This window comes from Paenibacillus sp. An7, from assembly GCF_009870785.1.
Lineage (GTDB): Bacteria > Bacillota > Bacilli > Paenibacillales > Paenibacillaceae > Paenibacillus.
This window is the reverse complement of the sequence record NZ_WTWX01000004.1, coordinates 186,627-202,948: the sequence shown is the minus strand read 5'-3', so window position 1 is coordinate 202,948 and position 16,322 is coordinate 186,627. Positions and strand designations below refer to the sequence as shown.

Below are 16,322 nucleotides of genomic sequence, written 5' to 3'. Positions count from 1 at the left end.
CGTCACTAGTTGCTGCAAGAGCAAAGTGACGAGCCTTCTTAAGTAGGATGCGGCCGAGAGGACTCGAACCTCCACGGGGGTTAGCCCACACGGACCTGAACCGTGCGCGTCTGCCAATTCCGCCACGGCCGCATAATTTACTATATTCCTGTATTATAATGGTAGTTTTTAAGATTAGCAAGTGTAAGTGAAAATAGAAAAAAATCCCTCTTAAATGCCAATGTCTTTCTAAGAAAGCTCATTTCCGAGTAGCATCAGAGGGATAATAACATGCGGCTTATTGCCAGATTTGCTCTGCGATTTCTTTAATAAAAGCAAGTTTGTTCCATTGTTGTTCTTCTGTTAGGATATTTCCTTCTTCTGTCGAAGCAAATCCGCACTGAGGACTAAGGCAAATTCGATTAATATCAACATACTCCGTTGCTTCTTCAATACGTTTGATAATTTCTTCCTTGCTCTCCAGCTCCCCAATCTTAGATGAGAATAGACCAAGTACCACTTGTTGATCTTCTTTCAAAAAACGAAGAGGTTTGAAATCTCCCGCACGGTCCGTATCAAACTCAAGGTAGTAACCTGAAATGTTATCAATTCCAAGCAAAGTTTCAGCGATCGGTTCATATCCGCCTGAAGAGGCCCATGTGGAATGATAATTACCACGGCATACATGTGTTGTAACGATAAGATCAGATGGCAAAGAGGATACTGCCAGCTCATTGAGCCTTGCATACAGCTTAGCCGTGTCAGCAACGTTCACGCCTGCTTGCTGTTTTGCTTCTAGATAGTTTTTATCACACAGCATTCCCCATGTGCAGTCATCAAGCTGAATACTGCGGCAACCTGCTTCATAAAAGGCAAGAATGGCATCATAATAAGCTTTAGCAATGTCTTTTACAAGTTCTTCTTCACTGCTGTAGAACTGATCTATAGCAGCTTTATTCTCTGGACGATAAAGCTCAGAGAGGAACTGTGCCGGTGCAGGAATCGTTTGACGAGCTACCACATCATCGCCTGCTGCTTCTTTCAAGAACTGATAATGAGCAACAAATGGATGAGAAGAAGAAAATCCGATTTTACCCACAAGACGTGCTGTTTCTCCTCTTGTAGTTTCCCCTTGGAATGGATAGCCCTTAACATCGCTTGCTTTCTCTACTCCATCGAGTCCCCACATGAAATCAAGATGCCACCAAGAACGGCGGAATTCTCCGTCTGTTACTGCCTTTAAGCCCACTTCTTTTTGTTTTTCAACGAGGCGAATAATCTCCTGATCTTCCACTTTGGTTAATTCTGCCTCAGTGATTTCTCCTGCTAGAAATTTAGCTCTTGCTTGTTTTAACACTTCGGGGCGTAAGAAGCTTCCAACCACATCAAAACGATAGGGAGTAACATTTCTCACTGTACCTGCTTTTGTAATTTGGCTCATATTACTGATCTCCTTTAATTGGTATTTCATAAGTTCGTAATAGAAAGATACCATGAAAGATCAGTTATAGCGTAACTTCAATAAACTATAGCTGGTTATAACTTTAGACTATATCAAACTTTTGTGTCGCTTCCTGCAAGGCTTCTACATAGGCTAGTGCTAGCTTTGAAAGCATCGCATTTTTATGAGAGATCCAGCCTACATTTATAGTCTCATGATAATCCAGCGGTACAGGGATAATGTCATGGCCATTTAGATCCGCACTCAAAACCCCGGTTGAAATCGTGTACCCGTTCAAACCAATCAAAAGATTAAATAATGTCGCTCTGTCATTTACTCGAATGCTTTTTTTATGTGATAACGTACTTAAAATTTCCTCTGAGAAATGAAACGAATTATACTCCCCTTGTTCAAATGACAGATAAGGATACTCTTCTAAATCCTCAATGGTAACCTTCGATTGCCGTGCAAGCGGATTCTGCACACTGACAAAGATGTGTGGCTTCGCTGTGAACAAACTATGAAAATGCAGGTTCGCTGCGTCGAGCAATTTACTCATCACCTTACTATTAAATTCATTTAAATAAAGAATTCCAATTTCACTGCGCAGCGTTTTTACATCTTCGATGATTTCATGTGTCTTGGTTTCTCTGAGTGCAAGTTCATATTCCTCCTGCCCATACTGCTGAACCAGCTTAACAAAAGCATTCACAGCAAAAGCGTAGTGCTGCGTGGATACGGCAAAATGTTGCGGCGAAGGTTTAGCGTTCATATACCGACTCTCAAGAAGTTCTGCTTGTTCAGCGACCTGTCTTGCATATCCCATAAATTCAACGCCTTCCATTGAAAGCGAGATCCCTTTATTGGTACGTTCGAAAATAGTAATGCCGATATCTTCTTCCAGATCTCGAATTGCCTTGGATAAACTCGGCTGTGATATAAAAAGTCGTTTAGCTGCTTCGTTCATCGAACCTCGATTGGCTACCTCAATAACATATTTAAGTTGGGTAAGTGTCGCCATACCATCCCTCTTTCTCAGGTGAAAATTTCTATCCTCATTATACCAGTAGTAAGATTCGTTTTTATCGCTAATTTCGGTATGTTTTACTATGTATCAACATATTCAATAAGTATTTAGGTTCGTAATTATCTGTAAATGGGGTGAAGTATCTATGGCTATTGCACCGCCGATTCTGCGTAGAGGAGATACCGTTGGAATTGTCACACTAGGGAGTCCGCTAAACCGTGCAACAATTGATGCGCGAATTGCGGTTTTGAGATCTACAGGGCTGAACACGATCGTGGGTGAACATGTATATGAGCAAGATGGCTTTCTAGCGGGTACAGATGAAGACCGAGCGGCAGATCTAATGGCAATGTTTCAAAATGATGAGGTCAGATTGATTCTTCCCACTCGGGGAGGAACGGGGGTCGCAGGAATCCTTCCTTATCTTGATTTTGATATCATACGTAACAACCCGAAACTGATATCAGGATACAGCGATATTACCATTCTGCTGAACGCTCTTTATCAATATGCTGATCTGATTACACTTCAAAGCTTAATGTTAATTGACTTCACTCTCCAGACCCCTGCTTATAACTTTGAACAGTTCTTCACAGCCACTTCCATTCCTACCCCTACTCGCCGTATCTCTAACCCTCCAAGTATTCCAATGATAAGCCGCATCCCGGGAAATGTGACAGGTCCGCTTGTCGGAGGAAATCTCACTTCTTTTGTTGATACACTCGGTACCCCTTATGAGATTGATATCAGGAACAAAATTCTCGTACTGGAAGAGACGCATGAGCCAACGAATACGGTATATCGTTATTTAAATCATCTTCAGCTGGCGGGTAAACTCGAAGAGTGCGCGGGGATCATTATGGGTGAATGTACAGGTTGCCTGGAAGCTTACGGTGTATCCTATCAGCAACTGATTGAAGACGTGATTGTACCCTTAGGTAAACCCTTAATGACGAATGTAACAACAGCACATGGTATTTACAAAGCCGCACTTCCTATTGGAGCCGTTGTAAATCTGAATACAGCAGCCAATCAGCTGACTGTCGTCGAGCCAACTGTCATTATTTCCTAACCTGCATCCAACCTATATGATATACTCTCTTATAAGAAATCTCCTTCAAGTCATGAATTATCCATTAATACAAAAGAAAGGAGAACCAGAGAGAAGATGGAACCCTTTGAACTCATTGCCACACTTGCGGTTATTTTATCTTGTATCCTGCTGCTTATCGTAATGAAAGTAAAACGCCAAATTAAAGAAATTCAGCTTGAACTTGATCTTATCAGGAATCAAACAGCTCGAGCGGATTTTACTCCCTACTCCTCTGTTTCTGATCGGAATCAAGGTCAAGCTGCCTCTTTTAACACGACATCTGAAGAAATAAAGGGGACTGCAATTGATAAACAGCTTCAATTCATGATCCAAAAAGGTCAGAAAATAGCTGCTATCAAAAAACTCAGAGAAGCGAAAAATATGGATCTTATGACTGCTAAATTGTACGTAGACAAATTAGAAGAACAGATGTAGCTTTAATTCTTTACATTACGCTTACATCTTTAGTTTGGATTTCATTGCTGCGCCTCCAAATGCGAGCATAGCAGTCATGGCATTTGTAACCGGATGGTAATCCGCCTTAGGTGATGGACTTTTCAAGGTACTATACAAAGCGTTCCGACGATCAAGCTGCTCATACCATCCCCCATGCTCATGATCGACAAAATGCGTAAAGCAGTAGTCAAATAAAGAAATATAAAACTCTTTATATTCCGCTGAGTCCGTTCTCGCTGCAAATAAAGCAGCAGCTCCTAGAGCCTCTGTCTGTACCCAGTACAGTTTATCATTATCAATAACGGACTTGTTATCGGGAGAAATGGCGTATACAATGCCTCCATATTTTCGATCCACTCCCTTATTTGTTGCATGCCTAAAAAGAGCTTCTGCTCTTGGAAACAGCCACTCTTCTGGCTGATGTCGATCTAGCAGTTGCAACAGTTTACTCCACTCTATCGAGTGTCCAACCACAAATCCATAGGGACGGAATTCATTTTTTGTATTTCCTTTTTCATAATTCCAGTCAATCTTCCAGTTCTCATCGTAGTGCTCCCATAACATTTCTGTACCGGACTGAGGAAGCAACTTAAACATCACCGAATGTGCTAATGTTCTAGCTCGTTCATCATATTTACCGTCCCCTGTGGCTTCAAAAGCTGCCATCATTGCTTCACACAGATGCATGTTTGCATTCTGTCCGCGATAGGAAGACGTTAGCGACCAATCTGCCGTTATTTCATCCACATAAAGTCCGTCTTCCTCACGCCAAAAGTGTTCTTCAAGTATTTCGTATATATACTCTATCATCGGTTTTGCTTCGACAATATCCGCCTTATAAGCAGAAGCAGCAGCTAAAAGAGCAAAAGCATGTCCATATGCCATTTTCCTGTTATCCTCTACTCTGTGCCCTTTCACTTTCCAATAATATCCGCCATATTCTTTATCACGATGTATTTCTTCTAAGTAGTTTAAACCACGCTTCGCCAAATCACGGTATTTATTCGACCCCGTTAAAATAGCTGCAGAACTATAAATGTAAATTAAACGAGCTGTACCTACGAGCGGTCTGATCTCGGAATCGGACACCGTTCCATCATCCATATAAGTGTTAAAATAACCTCCTCCTATTTCGTCTTCTGTATGCTCAGCATAAAAATCAACGGTATCTAAAATATGTTTCTCAAGGAAAGTAAGTTCCATAAATTGATTTCCATGAATGACTGTCATGACAACACCACCTATCCGTATTTATTGTAAAGCAGATAAATTCGTTCTCTATCTCCTTTACCCTAAATTCAGCTAGATCCTTCACCTTATCACCTAGTCATTAGAAGGAAATAAGGAATGTTCGCAAGTATAAAATGAGCACTGAATACATATAAAAATAAAAAAAGACTGTAGATAAACTAGTAATTTAAACTAGTTTATCTACAGTCTGAGACGACGAATACTCGGCCATCTTTAAGTAGGATGGGTTCTGAGGGACTCGAACCCTCGACCTATTGATTAAGAGTCAACTGCTCTACCAACTGAGCTAAGAACCCATGATGTTTTCATGTAAAATCAATCAATGTGTCTATATTAACATATGAAATTTAATTTTGCAATATTAATCTATTATTTTCTTACCTAGATCATAAATTGAATCGGCAGATCTACCTAGTTAGATGTTATAAAACCGCGGAACACGTAAAAGTGTCCCGCAGTTTATGATTGTAATGAAAATGAACTAGTTACCTAGTGCAGAAATGCTGCAGCCTTGCTGTGGTTTAACTGTCTACTAAGACATTTTCACCAAGCTGTAGTTTTTCTTACCTTTACGGATAATGATAAACCGACCGCCAATGGCTTCACTTGCTGTCACTTCAAAGTTCACATCCGTAACTCGCTCACCATTCATCGAAATTGCACCTTTTGTAATATCTTCGCGCGCTTGACGCTTAGATGGTTCAATTCCCAGATCAACAAGCCAGTCTACGATATTTTTCGATTCATTCGTTGCTTCAAAGGTTGGCATTTCTTTAAACCCTTGCTCAATTTCATCTGCCGTAAGGGATTTAATATCGCCGCTAAAGAGTGCTGCTGTAATACGAAGCGCTTGCTCAAGCATTTCTTCGCCGTGTACAAATCTTGTCATTTCTTCAGCAAGCTTCTTCTGAGCTGCCCGCTTGTGCGGTTCTGTCTGTACTTTTTCAGCCAGCTCGTCAATTTCTTCTTTGGATAGGAAGGTAAAGTACTTCAAGTATTTCACAACATCGCGATCATCCGTATTAGCCCAGAATTGGTAGAACTCAAATGGAGTTGTTTTCTTCGGATCGAGCCAGATCGAACCACCCGCTGATTTACCGAATTTCGTTCCATCTGCTTTCAGCATCAGGGGAATTGTTAGACCGAACGCTTTTGCTTCTGCTCCTTCTTTTTTCCGAATTAGATCCAGACCACTTGTAATGTTACCCCACTGGTCTGAACCGCCGATTTGCAGCTGAACATCTTCGTTTTGGTACAAATGCAAGAAGTCCAGAGACTGCAGAATTTGGTAAGAAAACTCGGTAAAGGAAATCCCACTTTCGAGTCTGCTTGCTACAACATCCTTAGCAAGCATGGAATTGAGGCTAAAGTTCTTACCATAGTCGCGCAAGAATTCAATGACATTAATCTTATGGGTCCAGTCATAGTTATTAACCATGCGGATTTGGTTATCGCCTTCTGTAATAAACAGTTTTTTCATTTGATTCGTGAGTGCATCCACGTTCGCTTGTACTTCTTCGAGTGTTTGCAGTGAACGTTCTGATTGACGCCCACTTGGATCTCCAATGGTTCCCGTAGCCCCACCGATCAGAATCACCGGACGATGCCCGGCTAGTTGGAATCGTTTGAGTACCATGAAGGGAATCAAGTGACCAATATGCATACTATCGCCGGTTGGATCTACACCGCAGTACAGAGATATTGACTTTTGGTTCGTTAATTCTCTAAGACCTTCCGCATCCGTTTGTTGATTAATGGCGTCACGCCATTCCAGTTCATCAATAATATTCACAGTGATAACACTCCTTTAGGTTCGTAAGTTTTCTTATAATTAGAGATAGACCAGCACGGCAAATATAAAAAAAAATCGTCCCTATGTCTATTGTAGACATAGGGACGATTGAACAACCGTGGTACCACCCAGATTGCATATAATGAACACCACACATCATGTGTGCCATTTATGCCGCTTTTATCACGAGGTATCGTTCGCCACTTCCGCTCGGCATTACCCGAGATACTCCAGAGTGTAATTCGCGATCTTAGTGTGTACCGGGTTCCATCAACCCCCGGCTTTCTAGAACAGGGACTAAGCTGCTACTGGGCTCTTTCAACGTATATCATATATAAGATTATTGACAGTATAGAGAAATAATTTTTTGATGTCAACCTTTGAAGTTGGGGTGTAAATCGATAGTTTTCACAATAACGTTATAATTTACTTTGTCATCCCATTTTTTATCGTCCATGAGAATGTTAGAATGAATTTATATGTTCAAAATTTGCATTAGGAGCAAAAGAATTGCGTACACATCCAATTAATTTTCTGCGTATTACAGGCCTATTAGACGGTTTTTCATTTTTATTCTTGTTATGTATCGCCATGCCAATGAAGTATGCCCTTGGCATCGATGCAGCAGTCTCGGTCATGGGTAGTATTCACGGTGCTGTCTTCTGCCTATATGCTCTTGCGATCCTTTATGCTGCTATTCGGGTCGATTGGAGCTTATGGTGGTCAGCTGCAGCATTCATTGTCGCTTTTATTCCGTTTGGCAATTTTGTATTTGATTTTAAGCTGAAGAAAGCTGTAACTAAATACAAGATGAAACCTTTTAATCCTGCCCTGATTGTATATAGTATTGTGTTCTTCTCTTTTATCGATTTATTTGCACAACTGCCCGTTATGAGCACATTTGCAGCTTCCGTTGGGGCAAGCACATTTATTGTAGGCTTTGTGGTAGGACTATATTCATTAACCAATACGGCGGGCAATGTCTTATCTGGTATTCTGACCGATAAGATCGGACCTTTCAAGTTGCTTATGGCCGGTTTAGTATTAACAAGCTGTACATTGCTGTTATATTATTTTGTCGAATCACCTGCGTTTCTGATCATTGTACGTATTTTTCATGGTTTTGTGGCTGGACTCATTGTTCCTGCTGCGTTCACCTTCTCCGCAAATACAACGATCAATAATGAACAAGGTAAAAAAGTTGCATTCACCGGTACTTTTGTAGGGCTAGCTGCGATTATCGGACCTGCTTTCAGCGGAATTATGGCAAGTAAAACCTCAGTACCTTTCGTTTTTACTTGTATAGCCGTACTGGGATTAATTTTAACCGTATTATCTGCTATCTTTCTTCGTAAATATAAAGTGTCTAAGACAGAAAAAGAGGTTAACGTCCACACATCTGCTGGATCGTTCTTTAATATAGGGGTCATAAAAGCCTATTGCGGAGCATTTTTCTTGATGTTCTCTCAAGGCGTAATTGCTTATTTACTACCCCTGCATGTTCAAACGCTTGGATATGATTCGAGATTAAGCGGCACGCTGCTTAGTACGTTCGGGATTATTGCTGTTCTAATGTTTGTACTTCCTACGAATCGTATTTTCGATCGTGTTGCTCCATCGGTAACGATGGCACTTGGAATGGGCCTGCTTGGAATTAGTCAAATGCTGATTAGCCAATCAACAACGACACTCGCCCTTTACATCGTACTCGGTTTATACGGAATCGGCTTTGCACTCTTGTTCCCATCCATTAATACCATGCTCATTAGAGCTACCACAGCGGAACTGCGAGGCAAAGCTTACGGTTACTTTTACGCCTTCTTCTCTCTAGGTGTAGTCGCTGGGTCTTCCGTATTAGGATGGCTGTCTCTCAGTATTATCGGAGGTTTTTTATTTACGGGAGTGATCCTATTGCTTACTTCTGTAACCATTGCCTTTCACAAAAATAAAGATCAGGTACTGAATCATTAAGAAATTGCATTTTCCTTTACTCGTGAATACAAAAGAAGACAGGATCACTGGAACTTTACCTCAAGTAAATTCCATGATCCTGTCTTTTATTTTCATAAACAACCTGATTCTTCACCGATGCACGACCTACAGAATCCCATATACCGATAGAGCTGAAGCTGCATCTTACCGTTATTGATTTGATCCAAATTGTAATCCTGCTCCCGGTAAGTACGGATATTCCCATCGTTCTCTACATAACGGTCCATATTCGTCCGTATATATTCCAACAGGTCGTTCTCTCCCGTATGCATGTAAACATCATGGATTCCTTTCAACAAGCAACCTTGTTCGTAGTGCCAACGATCAGAAACCCAGGTACAATGAATCAACATCGGATAGTTCTTGATCCACTGTGTCACGAGCCGCATCGCGAGATTATCCATTCGCCTCCCCTCCTACACCCTTGCGGAACGCTTTGCTGGCTGCCACTGATCTAGACCTCCCAAGACAAAATCAGGTGTGAGTTCGCTTGCTTCTTCCTTGCTTATGAGCTGCGCCCAGGTCACCCGCTCCATGTCATTTGCGCCGAGCCCATAAGATCCATATTCTGAATATCTGGATGTTTTTTCTTTCTCCAGATCACCCCAATTATGCCAACCTGAAGGATGAACGGACGCATCCATATTTGTTCGGACCCAGGTAACCTTCGCATAAGGTCTCCATGGTCTCCCCAAATACACCTTCTCTACCCCAGCGTCTCCTGTAACCTTGCAATCAAGAAAAATGTATCCGTGCTCCTCGTTCTCCGGTGTGGATGCAGCGGTAATGTACCCGCCTTTTCGTTTACAGTGGATATGACAATGATCAAATACTGCTGTTGCTGGCCCAAAAATAAAATCGACATCTCCCTCAATATAACATTGGTCATAATATTGTCTTCCAGGGCCCGTATACAGCGTATCTTGATCCCCCAAAAACTGCACATTTCTGAACAAAGCCCGATCCGCATCTACAAATGCGGCAACCGCCTGACCCGTTCCTGGACCTGAACTGTTTACAATCGTCATATTCTCCATCATGAAGTCAGGCGCATAAATAAACAGACTGGCACTTCGAAAAGTACCGATTGGACTTCCATCATCCCCTAGGGTATGTGCATTATCATCGTAAGTAAGAATGGTGTTTTTCAGATCTTTTCCTAGTAAAGTGATAGGCGGCAAATTTTTATGGATAACGATTTTTTCTTTATAGATTCCTGGCTCGACTTGAATCACCACAGGTTCATTCCCCACCGAATCCACAGCCTCCTGTACCGTTACAAAGTCTCCTGTTCCTTGCTGGGAAACAACAATGATCTGCTTATTATCCATGATTTGATCAACCTCTCCTCTCTATTGTTAACGTTTACATTATTGTGTATAATCATTCTAATTTACGAGTGAATAATCCGGGTTATTTATCATTCTTCTACTTATTCTCCTAGGGAGGGATTTCCTCATGAGTGATCGTACCGAACCAAAACATATCATCGGCGAACACGCCTTTTCGATTCAATTGATGAAAAAAAGCGGGGTTTCCGCAATGAAGCGACCTCATAGCCATCCTTATTATGAGCTCTACTATTTACTCGATGGGGAAAGAGTATATTTTATGAATGGTTCCGTCTATACTGCCCGAAAGGGTGATATGATGGTCGTCAATCCAGATGACTTTCATTCCACAGCAAGTTCGGATGTACCAGAATTCGAGCGTGTACTTGTCAGTTTCTCACATCAATTCTTTACAGAGGGTAATCCTCGTACTGGAGTGGAGCTTCCCTTTCGTGAATCCCTTCTTATAAGATTTACCTTGAAGGAACAACCTTTCATTGAACACCTTTTGCGGCAAATGCTAAAGGAATGCAGGGAGCAGCCCCTTCACTATGTAGCTTATGTTCGTTCATTACTTACGGAGCTGCTGATCCATCTCGATCGCCATCTTCATAGTGACCAGACTAAGAAAGTCATGATCGAAGACAGAAATCCCATGCATGCCAAGGTATCCGAAATTGCTAACTATATGAATGAACATTATGCACAGCCGCTCACACTCGAGCAGCTCGCACGGCAGTTTTATATTAGTCCTTCTTATCTAAGCCGAATCTTTTCCAAGTTAACAGGATTCCATTTCAAAGAATATTTACAAGTCGTTCGCATCCGCGAAGCTCAGAAAAGACTTGCTGAAACACGTGATAAAGTACAGTCGATTGCAGAGCAAACGGGATTTGAGCATATCAATCATTTTAATAAGACTTTCAAAAAATTGACGGGCACCTCTCCCCTGCGCTACCGAAAACAACACAGCAAATAAAAAGTTTAATAGGAGAGTCTTTTGATTTCTTCTTGTAAAACACCTTGCCCCGTTATAATCTGCATGGTTTCAGCAGTGGAACGCCGGAGGGTAATATCTGAAGTATTGGCTCCAAAAACAGAAATTTGGCGATCTCCTCCCTCATGAGACTCTCCTTTCACTCCCGCCGCTGACACAGAACGACATTGATGAAGTTCAATCAAAGGTCCATGATCGGTGTACAATTGTACATCCCTAATCTGAAAATGCTGCGCATGGGCAAGCTTTATTCCGCTGCGGCACTTGAAAATCGAACTCGATATGTCCATATTTGAAAGCGGCATTTCTGAAAGGCCCCCCGCATAAACAGCCGACTCAGCACCGAGACAAACAATGCCCTCCATTCGGATATTTCGGAAAATAGGCGTTTCATCGGATATAGGATATTTGTCATCCGCCCAGATGCCGGAGCCTTCATTTCCGTTGTAGAACATATTCATAGATATGGCATCTCCAGCGATCTCTCTCATCCGAATATTCTGGATAAGGATATCCTCAACAATGCCTCCTCTACCGCGTGCGCTTTTAAATCGAATTCCTATATCCGTACCGATAAATGTACAGTCTGTGATATGAACGCGGCGGACACCGCCGGACATCTCACTACCAATCACAACGCCCCCATGACCATGATAGACAACACAGCCTCGAATAGTGATATCCTCGCAAGGAATTCCCAAGTCTCTGCCCGGTTTATCTTTACCCGACTTAAAACAAATCGCATCATCACCTACATCAAACATACAATTCTCGACCAAAGCCAAAGAACAGGAATCAAGATCCAGTCCATCTCCATTCTGAGCATACCAAGGATTACGAACCGTAATAGAGCGAATGGTCAGATGCTTGGAAGCCCATGGATGAAGACACCAGGCTGCCGAATTCTGAAAGGTAGCTGCTTCGAGCAAAATACGATTACATTTCCGCAGACTTAGGAGCGCCGGACGCAAGTAGTCTCTAGCAACCTCATACGACTGCTTATCTTTACATCCTTCCTGATCTAGCCGATCTACCAGGGTTCTGCCGTTCATTGCACCTATGGAAGGCCACCAAACCTCCCCTTCACTGTCTACAACTCCACCGTTACTTATCAGCTGTTCCCATTCCCGTGCATTCAGCTTCATCTTTTTGACAGGACGCCAGACCTCTCCGCCCCCATCAAATATCCCTTGTCCGGTAATCGCTATATCTTCTAGTCCCTCCCCGTCCAGTGGTGATTGACATCGATAAGTCGCCAGTCCCTCAAACGTTGAATAAACAAGCGGGTAGTCGTCTCTACACTGACTGAAGCTAATTAGTGCTCCTGCCTCGGCATGCAGATTGATTCTGCTCTTCAGTACGATAGGTCCTGTACTCCATACCCCTGGAGGAATAACTACTTTTCCACCCCCGGCCTGATGACATGCTTCAATCGTTAACCGAAATGCTTCCGTATTGTCCGTTACACCATCACCTGCAGCTCCGAAATCTGTAATCATAAATGTCCGATCCGGTATAGTAGGCAGTTCAATATTTTGGTTCACACTTGACCATGCTTCAGTCATCTTTTCCATAAGTTCTTTCGCTCCTTTTTTTCGCTCGATTTCAATCTAGAGTCCTTGTTTGTTACTCTGTCAGGGCAATATATTCAAACCAGTCAAAATCCGCTGCATTGTCGCTGTTCTTTCCCTCACTGCTTGCATACATACCTATATAAGCTCCCGTATGAATGTGTTCAACAGATATACCTACGTTTTGAATCGCTTTCATTATAAAGTAAGAAAATTACCAAATCTCTCTGTTCGCTTGTTCAAATCGATTAAAGTTATCTTTATTTGTCCTCTTTTGTTTTCTATTGACTAACTCTTGTAATCTAATCAGTCACTGGGAAGCGATTACACATTTTCGTTTTCCGAATATCAAACTCCGTTCTCGTTCTCCATTCCAAACTGTTCTACCATCCAGTCATAGGCAATGTGACCGCTGATTTCATGACCGCCAGTAAAAAAGTCGGCAGCGAGCTTCTCCTTTACCCCGGCTGTTTCATAAATTTGTTCGAGAATGGTGTATGCCCGTTTAGCCCCTGCTAAAGGAAATACCTGATCCTCGCTCCCTGCTTCGATTAGCAGTGGTCTAGGAGCAATTAGACCGATCAGATCCGCCATCCTTGCCTCTCGTAAGATACCTGGAATGTAATTATCGAGACAATGATTTCTTGATAAAATGCTGTCTTCAAACGTATTGGCATATCCACTAATGACAGCTGCGCCAATACGTTCATCGAGCGCTGATACCAAAGAAGCAATCATGCCCCCACCGGAGATCCCCATACATCCTATACGCTTTACATCTGCCTCTTCTCTGAGCTCTATGTAATCGAGCGCACGCATCGTTTCATAGACGCGGTAACCAGCAAGTGTCTCTCCTGCCATCAGCAGAGCCAAGGCAAGACGCTGACAGGAACTTTTTTTCGGATCATCTGTAAGGTCTTCTGTGAGCCTGCGGTCTCCAAAGCCAAGCAGCTCAGGAGCAATAACAATAAATCCACGCCTAACCCATTCGAGTGCAAAGTCCTTGTGTAACCCGGGCGATCCTGTTCGCTCCGCACTATCTGCTTCCAGCCCCACAATCTCACGACTTCCATATCCATGTCCATGTAACGCGAGCACTACGGGCCGAGGTTCGTGCCTAGACTCAAGGGGGGACAGAATATACATGGGCATGCGGAGCCCTTCATAAGTAGTAATCTCTATCCGTTCGCGGATATGGTCTGGACGTTCCGTTCGTTCCAACAATACAGGAGCTAGAGATGCGGGATATTCCGGGAATTTACCCAGAAGCAGTATTAAACGTTCTGTTAGTGTTTTTCTCCATAGTCCCCACTCTTTTTCTGATGTAAATGCGCTCTCCGGCTGTATCTTCTGACTATACTGAGCAAAATAATGACCTGGATTCCACTTTTCTGTTTCCTCTCTATTAGGTAATGACGCTCCTCCATGATTCCGCATAAATTTGTTATCCCCTCTCTACTTGGATGGTTGCCCTTTTACAACCTATTCTCTGCTTGTCCTTAGAACACCTCTTATACACTGCTCCCATTTCTACACATTCAAGTGATTTCCAGCTTTGAAATATAGCCGCCAATCAAGTATGGTTAACTTACTCAAATGTAAATAAATTACACATTTCATTTAGCTTAGACCCTCTATTTATTTATGGAACTCTATGAATCGATAAATTATGGATGTACAAGGAGAGCTAATATGATCGAAGTTATGCTAAATCGATTGAGTTCAGGATCGAGTATTTGCAGAGAAACCTGAAGACCAGAAGTTGTTAGAATCATGGATCGTGTCCGGTGTGAAATTTGCAGCATCGGCCGGACATCTGGAGGACACCTATTATTCAGCACTGCAGAAACTACTCGTTTGTATCAAACCTATGGGAGGAGACAAGCTCATTTTGCAGGAAGGAGGCAACTATCTTGGATGCTGGCTGGAGAGCACAGGAACGATTAACGCTGAGCTGTTGTCACGCCTTATTCCAGCAGTATCAGAAACGACCTATCTTACTTTTGCTGCTGAACAAAGAGAAGATGGACTCCTCCCCTATAAGCTAACAGAAAAAGGGCCCTCCTTCCGCCAAATTCAGCTGGTTACACCCCTGGCTAGAAGTGTATGGAACCATGATCGGCTGCATGGCAAGAACAAAAGCTTTCTACAGACAATGTATAAAGCTATGTCTCGCTATGATGAATGGATTACAAAATACCGCAATACCCGAGGAACCGGGTGTGTGGAGGCGTTTAGTACCTTTGACACTGGGCATGACCTCTCACCTCGCTTCTGGCATGTTCCCGATACTCCTTATAAGAATGATGCTGCAAGTTATCATCCCGATTCACCGATCCTTCCCTTACTCGCGCCGGATTTAACCGCAAATATATATTGCCAGCGAAAGTATTTATCCCTAATAGCCGAGGAACTTGGTGAATCAGGAGCAGGCTGGAAAGCAAAAGCTGAGACTAGCCTCGAATGTCTATTTCATTACTGTTATGACGAAGAGGATATGTTCTTCTATGACCGGGATCGAAATGATGAACTTGTTAAAGTCCAGTCCGATGTGCTGCTTCAAGTAATGGCGTGTGAGGTAGGGAATCGTGAACTATTCGATAAAATACTGCGCAGATATTTGCTGAATACAAGCAAGTTTTTCGCTAAATACCCGTTTACCTCTCTAGCGATGGATGATCCGCGTTTTGATCCATTTTCTACATACAACACTTGGGGTGGTTCTTCTAATTTCCTCAGCCTGATTCGTGCCCCCCATGCCTTTGAGTATCATCACCGTTATGTTGAATTGACATGGGTGCAGTACCCGATCCTATCGGCACTTTCGAGAGCAAAGCGATTTGGGCAAACCTTAAGTCCGTGGACAGGAGAAGAAGGTTTTGCTGAATCATATTCTCCTTCTATCCTCTGTCTTCTAGATTATGTAGAACGTCTATGCGGTATTATGCCCATAGGTTCTGATGAACTCTGGTTTACTGGTCTTCTTCCGGTCGATATGGACCACGGCGAGGAAGTTGCAGAAGAGACCGCCTATAGCAGGACCATAAATGGGCTGCATTATGAATTAGTGAACACGCAAGAGCATGTAACAATTTATCAAGGCGGCGTCCTTTATATTCAAGCACCATCAGGAATTCGCCTAATTACTGATCGCAGTGGACACCTAAAAGGAGTCATTGGTATGAGCGTTCGTACGGTAGAGGGGGAGATTTTTTATCAAGGGAAGTCTATTTCTCTGCGAATTAAAGGAAATGAAATGCAGTGCTATAACGATGGAAACTTAAAAACAGAGAGGGATATCGGAATCATCTATCCGACGTACCGCTAATGAGGCAGGTAAGCAACATATGATGAATCAGTTTCTTCCCTATAACATAATGAAGAAAAACTGA

The 16,322-nt window shown here is 42.5% G+C and carries 14 protein-coding genes, 2 tRNA genes and 1 other annotated feature; of the genes, 5 read left to right on the top strand and 11 right to left on the bottom strand.

The genetic code is table 11. The features are described 5' to 3' along the window. Positions 1–48 precede the first annotated feature (48 nt). The 3 genes from GQY27_RS07780 to GQY27_RS07770 form a co-directional block, all read right to left on the bottom strand. A tRNA-Leu gene (locus GQY27_RS07780) sits at positions 49–132 on the bottom strand. Positions 133–277: 145 nt separating this feature from the next. Further along, positions 278–1,420 (bottom strand): 5-methyltetrahydropteroyltriglutamate--homocysteine S-methyltransferase, encoded by a 1,143-nt coding sequence (locus tag GQY27_RS07775; protein ID WP_160032974.1) that lies wholly within the window; start codon positions 1,418–1,420, stop codon positions 278–280. Between the two features lie 103 nt (positions 1,421–1,523). After that, positions 1,524–2,441, bottom strand: coding sequence for a LysR family transcriptional regulator (locus tag GQY27_RS07770; protein ID WP_160032973.1), 918 nt, complete (start codon positions 2,439–2,441; stop codon positions 1,524–1,526). A 151-nt stretch (positions 2,442–2,592) separates the two neighbouring features. Between GQY27_RS07770 and GQY27_RS07765 the strand changes: the two genes are divergently transcribed. Next, positions 2,593–3,519 carry a S66 peptidase family protein gene (locus tag GQY27_RS07765; protein ID WP_160032972.1) on the top strand — a complete coding sequence of 309 codons (927 nt, stop codon included), beginning with the start codon at positions 2,593–2,595 and terminating at the stop codon, positions 3,517–3,519. Between the two features lie 96 nt (positions 3,520–3,615). Further along, on the top strand, positions 3,616–3,975 hold the full coding sequence (locus tag GQY27_RS07760; protein ID WP_160032971.1) for a hypothetical protein: 360 nt from the start codon (positions 3,616–3,618) through the stop codon (positions 3,973–3,975). A gap of 21 nt (positions 3,976–3,996) precedes the next feature. Here GQY27_RS07760 and GQY27_RS07755 read toward each other — a convergent pair whose 3' ends face one another. The 3 genes from GQY27_RS07755 to tyrS all read right to left on the bottom strand — a co-directional run bounded on the left by GQY27_RS07755 (position 3,997) and on the right by tyrS (position 7,039). After that, positions 3,997–5,226: an AGE family epimerase/isomerase gene (locus tag GQY27_RS07755; protein WP_201450702.1), complete on the bottom strand. Its 1,230-nt coding sequence runs from the start codon at positions 5,224–5,226 to the stop codon at positions 3,997–3,999. 244 nt (positions 5,227–5,470) lie between these two features. Next, positions 5,471–5,543, bottom strand: a tRNA-Lys gene (locus tag GQY27_RS07750). A gap of 236 nt (positions 5,544–5,779) precedes the next feature. Beyond that, positions 5,780–7,039, bottom strand: coding sequence for a tyrosine--tRNA ligase (tyrS, locus tag GQY27_RS07745; protein WP_160032970.1), 1,260 nt, complete (start codon positions 7,037–7,039; stop codon positions 5,780–5,782). A 97-nt stretch (positions 7,040–7,136) separates the two neighbouring features. Further along, positions 7,137–7,370: a binding site (T-box leader), on the bottom strand. Between the two features lie 179 nt (positions 7,371–7,549). Between tyrS and GQY27_RS07740 the strand changes: the two genes are divergently transcribed. Continuing rightward, a complete protein-coding gene (locus tag GQY27_RS07740) occupies positions 7,550–9,010 on the top strand; it encodes an MFS transporter (RefSeq protein WP_160032969.1) in 1,461 nt (486 codons plus the stop codon). Positions 9,011–9,102: 92 nt separating this feature from the next. On the opposite strand, the gene GQY27_RS07735 is transcribed toward GQY27_RS07740, so the two are convergent. Further along, positions 9,103–9,435 carry a glycoside hydrolase family 88 protein gene (locus tag GQY27_RS07735; protein WP_160032968.1) on the bottom strand — a complete coding sequence of 111 codons (333 nt, stop codon included), beginning with the start codon at positions 9,433–9,435 and terminating at the stop codon, positions 9,103–9,105. A gap of 12 nt (positions 9,436–9,447) precedes the next feature. Then, complete coding sequence (locus GQY27_RS07730; RefSeq protein ID WP_160032967.1) at positions 9,448–10,362, bottom strand: pectinesterase family protein; 915 nt, start codon at positions 10,360–10,362, stop codon at positions 9,448–9,450. 127 nt (positions 10,363–10,489) lie between these two features. Between GQY27_RS07730 and GQY27_RS07725 the strand changes: the two genes are divergently transcribed. After that, complete coding sequence (locus tag GQY27_RS07725) at positions 10,490–11,341, top strand: helix-turn-helix transcriptional regulator (RefSeq protein WP_160032966.1); 852 nt, start codon at positions 10,490–10,492, stop codon at positions 11,339–11,341. A 5-nt stretch (positions 11,342–11,346) separates the two neighbouring features. Here GQY27_RS07725 and GQY27_RS07720 read toward each other — a convergent pair whose 3' ends face one another. The 3 genes from GQY27_RS07720 to GQY27_RS07710 form a co-directional block, all read right to left on the bottom strand. Next, positions 11,347–12,933, bottom strand: a complete 1,587-nt coding sequence (locus tag GQY27_RS07720; protein WP_160032965.1) for a glycoside hydrolase family 28 protein — start codon at positions 12,931–12,933, stop codon at positions 11,347–11,349. A gap of 52 nt (positions 12,934–12,985) precedes the next feature. Further along, positions 12,986–13,129 (bottom strand): beta-xylosidase family glycoside hydrolase, encoded by a 144-nt coding sequence (locus GQY27_RS21900; RefSeq protein WP_160032964.1) that lies wholly within the window; start codon positions 13,127–13,129, stop codon positions 12,986–12,988. A 149-nt stretch (positions 13,130–13,278) separates the two neighbouring features. Beyond that, positions 13,279–14,367 carry an alpha/beta hydrolase family protein gene (locus GQY27_RS07710; RefSeq protein WP_160032963.1) on the bottom strand — a complete coding sequence of 363 codons (1,089 nt, stop codon included), beginning with the start codon at positions 14,365–14,367 and terminating at the stop codon, positions 13,279–13,281. Positions 14,368–14,692: 325 nt separating this feature from the next. Between GQY27_RS07710 and GQY27_RS07705 the strand changes: the two genes are divergently transcribed. Further along, positions 14,693–16,258, top strand: a complete 1,566-nt coding sequence (locus tag GQY27_RS07705) for an MGH1-like glycoside hydrolase domain-containing protein (RefSeq protein ID WP_442950887.1) — start codon at positions 14,693–14,695, stop codon at positions 16,256–16,258. The last annotated feature ends 64 nt before the right edge of the window (positions 16,259–16,322 follow it).